Consider the following 4168-nt stretch of genomic DNA (forward strand, 5'->3'; position numbering starts at 1 on the left):
GTGCCGACCCGCGCATCCGCCCGCGCCGCCACCGGGGCCGCGATCGGACCGGTGAGCAGGCCGCCGCCGAGCACCCACGTGTCCTTGGAGCCGCCGCCCTGGCTCGAGTTCACGACGAGCTGGCCCTCGGGCAGGGCGACGCGGGTGAGCCCGCCGGGGAGCACCCACACGTCGTTCCCGTCGTTCACCGCGAAGGGGCGGAGGTCGGCGTGGCGCGGACGCATGCCGTCCTCGACGAGGGTGGGGATGGTCGACAGCTGCACGACGGGCTGCGCGATCCAGCCGCGGGGGTCGGCCACGAGCCGGGAGCGCAGCTGGGCGAGTTCGTCGCGCGAGGCATCCGGGCCGACGACGAGGCCCTTGCCGCCCGACCCGTCGACGGGCTTCACGACGAGCTCATCGAGGCGGTCGAGCACCTCGGCGAGCGCCTCGGGCTCCTCGAGCCGCCAGGTGTCGACGTTCGGCAGGATGGGCTCCTCGCCGAGGAAGTAGCGGATGAGGTCGGGCACGTACGTGTACACGAGCTTGTCGTCGGCGACGCCGTTGCCGACCGCGTTCGCGATGGTCACGTGGCCGAGTCGCGCGGCGAGCATGAGCCCGGGCGCGCCCAGCACGGAGTCGGGCCGGAACTGCTGCGGGTCGAGGAACTCGTCGTCGACGCGGCGGTAGATCACGTCGACGCGCGTCGGGCCGGCGGTCGTGCGCATCCACACCCGGCCGCCCGAGCAGAAGAGGTCACGGCCCTCGACGAGCTCCACGCCCATGAGCCGCGCGAGCAGCGTGTGCTCGTAGTACGCGGAGTTGTAGACGCCGGGGGTGAGCACCACGACGGTCGGGTCGTCGACGCCCTCGGGTGCGCTCGCCCGCAGCGCCTGCAGCAGCTTGTTCGGGTAGTCGCCGACCGGGCGCACGCGCATCGAGGTGAAGAGCTCGGGCAGGGTCTGCGCCATGACCCGCCGGTTCGAGATGACGTAGCTCACCCCGCTCGGCACGCGCACGTTGTCCTCGAGCACCCGCCAGGCGCCCTGCTCGTCGCGGATCACGTCGATGCCCGCGACCTGGATGCGCACCCCGTTCGCGCTCACGATGCCGGCGGCCTGGCGGTGGTAGTGGGTGGAGGAGGTCACGAGCGCGGCGGGGATGACGCCGTCGCGCACGGCGTGCTGCGGCCCGTAGACGTCGGCGAGGAACCGCTCGAGCGCTCGCACGCGCTGCGCGACACCCGCCTCGACGAGGCTCCAGTCGGACGCCGCGATGACGCGGGGCACCGCATCGAGCGGGAATGGCCGTTCCTCCCCCGCGAAGTCGAAGGTGACGCCCTGCGCGAGGTAGGAGCTGGCGAGCGCGTCGGTGCGACCGCGCAGCTCGTCCTGCGACATGCGGGCGAGGGCCGGGTAGAGCTCGCGGTACGGCTCGCGCACGGCCGTGCCGCCGTCGGCCGTTCCACCGTCGGCGGGGAACATCTCGTCCCATGGCCGGCCGGCGCGCCGCGCCGCGACATCCGACCGCGTCGTCGTGTACCCGTCGAAGAGCGTTCCCATCACCGAAGGGTGCCAGCAGTCGGTTACCGGGGTGTTTCCGCCGTGCGTCCGGCCTGCGGCATCCGGAGCCCGGAATGGCTCGCCGTCATTTTACTTAGCAAGACTAATGAGCTAAACTAAATAGCCATGGCATCGATCGCGGAGCAGAGCACCGAGCTGCGCATGGCGACCTTCCGGCTCGCCCGCAGGCTCCGTGCGCACAAGGCCGACCAGGCCATGTCCGACGCCCAGTTCGCGGTGCTCGGGCTGCTCTTCCGGCACGGTCCGAGCACGCTCACCGAGCTCGCCGAGCAGGAGCGCGTGTCGGCTCCCTCGATGAACCGCACCGTGAACTGCCTCGAGGAGAGCGGCTACCTCACGCGGGTCGCCGACGACATCGACCGGCGCAAGGTGAACATCGCCCTCACCGAGTCGGGCCGCGAGGTCGTGAAGGCCACCACCTCGAAGCGCGATGCCTGGCTCACCACCCGCCTGCGCGAGCTCTCCAAGGAGGACCGCGCCGTCCTGGCCCGCGCCGCCGAACTGATGGGAGGCTTCATCACCCAGTGAGTGCCATGTTCCGCTCCCTCGCCGTGCGTGATTACCGCATCTGGTTCATCGGCGCCCTCGTCTCCAACATCGGAGCGTGGATGCAGGCCACCGCCCAGAACTGGGTCGTGCTCACCGAACTCACCGCGAACGACGCCCTCGCCGTGGGCATCACCATGGCACTGCAGTTCGCGCCCCAGCTCCTCCTCGTGCCCGTCACCGGACTCATCGCCGACCGGTTCGACCGCCGCAAGATCCTCATGGTCACCCAGAGCTGCCTCATGGTGCTCGGCCTCGCGCTCGGGCTGCTGCTCATCCTCGGCCACGCCCAGCTCTGGCACCTCTACGGCTTCGCCCTCGCGCTCGGCATCGTGAACGCCGTCGACACGCCCGCGCGCCAGACCTTCGTCGCCGACCTCGTCTCGGGCTCGAACATGTCGAACGCCGTGGCCCTCAACTCGGCGTCGTTCAACGCGGCGCGCATGATCGGCCCGGCGCTCGCCGGCTTCCTCATCGTGCTCGTCGGCTCGGGCTGGGTGTTCGTGATCAACGCGATCACGTTCGTGGCCGTGCTCGTCGCGCTCGTGATGCTGCGGAACATGGTCGTGAAGCGGATGCCGCGGGCCGGCCGCTCGGGCCAGTTCGTCGCCGGGTTCCGCTACGTGGCGAAGCGGCCCGACCTGCTCATCGTGTTCGTGATCGTCTTCCTCATCGGCGCGTTCGGCATGAACTTCCCGATCTTCTCGTCGACCATGGCCGTGGAGTTCGGCCGGGGCGCGGGCGAGTACGGGGTGCTCAACTCGATCCTCGCGATCGGCTCGCTGACCGGTGCCCTGCTCGCGGCCCGGCGCGAGCGCGCCCGGATGCGGGTGATCATCCTCGCCGCGGCGTTCTTCGGGGCGGCCGTGCTCATCTCGGCGTTCATGCCGACGTACTGGATGTTCGCCGCGTCGACGATCCTCATCGGCTTCGGCGCGGTGTCGCTGCTCACCACAGCCAACGGCTACGTGCAGACGACGACCGCCCCCGAGCTGCGCGGCCGGGTCATGGCGCTGTACATGGCGATCCTCGCGGGCGGCACGCCGATCGGCGCCCCGATCGTGGGCGCGGTCGCCGACAGCTGGGGCCCGCGCTGGGCGCTCGGTGTCGCCGCGGTGGCTGCGGGCGTCGCCGCGCTCATCGGCGTCGGCTGGCTCGTCTTCGCCCGCGGCATGCACCTGGCGCGGCATCCGCACGCCCGCTGGCGTCCCGTCCTGCGATTCGCGGATGCCCCGACGGCGGCGATAGYCGTCGTGCCCACGCGTGCGATCCCGGTCGTGCCCGACGACCGGCTCGTGCCGCCCGTGTCGAACGACCGCCTCGTGCCCGCGGACTTCTCGGAGGAGGTCGCCCTCACGTCGCCGATCCCGCTGCCGCGGCATCCGCACCCGCACCCGCATCCGGCCCGCGACGGGGCGCCAGTCCGTCAGCCCTCAGGTCGCCCGTCGGGCGCGCGCGGCACGCCGGCCACCGACTGAGCGACCCGGTCGGGTGGCTCGAACGCGACCTGTCGGCCGCGATTCCGGCAGACGCACGCCATTCAGGACGTTTTCGGCGATTCGAGACTGAGCGGCGGCCGTTCGCCTGAATCCCGACCGTGCGGCTGCGCCGAACGAGCCCGTCAGCCTCGCGTCGAGGCGCGCACCACGAGCTCGGGCTGGAACACGACCTGCTCGCGCTCGACGTCGGCACCGACGGCGGCCTCCTTGAGCAGCAGGTCGACCGCCGTGTAGCCGATGAGCGACGCCGGCTGGCGGATGGACGAGAGCGGCACCACCGCGGCCGACGCGAAGTCGATGTCGTCGTAACCGATGAGGGCGATCTCGTCGGGCACCCGGATGCTGCCCTGCATCATGAGCGCCTGGAGCACGCCCATCGCGAGCAGGTCGTTCGCGGCGAAGATCGCGTCGGGCCGGTCGGCGGCAGGTCGTTCGCGAATCGCCTCGCCGGCGGCTCGGCCCGCCAGCACCGTGAGGGAGTCGGTCTCGACGACCTCGAGCGACATGCCCTCGGTGGCCTCGACGGCGCGCCGCGCACCCGCGAGCCGGTCGGCAGCCTGC

4 protein-coding genes are annotated in these 4168 nt (G+C 71.6%); 2 read left to right on the plus strand and 2 right to left on the minus strand.

Translation table 11 applies throughout. From position 1 onward, the window contains the following. Window positions 1-1541: circularly permuted type 2 ATP-grasp protein (locus AC1DY2_RS16460; RefSeq protein WP_476763396.1), on the minus strand; the 1541-nt coding region annotated here is incomplete at its 3' end. Between the two features lie 126 nt (window positions 1542-1667). Between AC1DY2_RS16460 and AC1DY2_RS16465 the strand changes: the two genes are divergently transcribed. Continuing rightward, complete coding sequence (locus AC1DY2_RS16465; protein WP_309975172.1) at window positions 1668-2090, plus strand: MarR family winged helix-turn-helix transcriptional regulator; 423 nt, start codon at window positions 1668-1670, stop codon at window positions 2088-2090. Window positions 2091-2095: 5 nt separating this feature from the next. Beyond that, window positions 2096-3586 carry an MFS transporter gene (locus AC1DY2_RS16470; RefSeq protein WP_476763397.1) on the plus strand — a complete coding sequence of 497 codons (1491 nt, stop codon included), beginning with the start codon at window positions 2096-2098 and terminating at the stop codon, window positions 3584-3586. Between the two features lie 143 nt (window positions 3587-3729). Here AC1DY2_RS16470 and AC1DY2_RS16475 read toward each other — a convergent pair. Continuing rightward, window positions 3730-4168: substrate-binding domain-containing protein (locus AC1DY2_RS16475; protein ID WP_476763398.1), on the minus strand; the 439-nt coding region annotated here is incomplete at its 5' end.

Source organism: Agromyces sp. P1_H4 (genome assembly GCF_056405255.1).

What these genes read in the sequence shown, in the direction of transcription:
- AC1DY2_RS16465 (WP_309975172.1), top strand. Translation starts at nt 1,668, where the DNA reads ATGGCATCGATCGCGGAGCAGAGCACCGAGCTGCGCATGGCGACCTTC.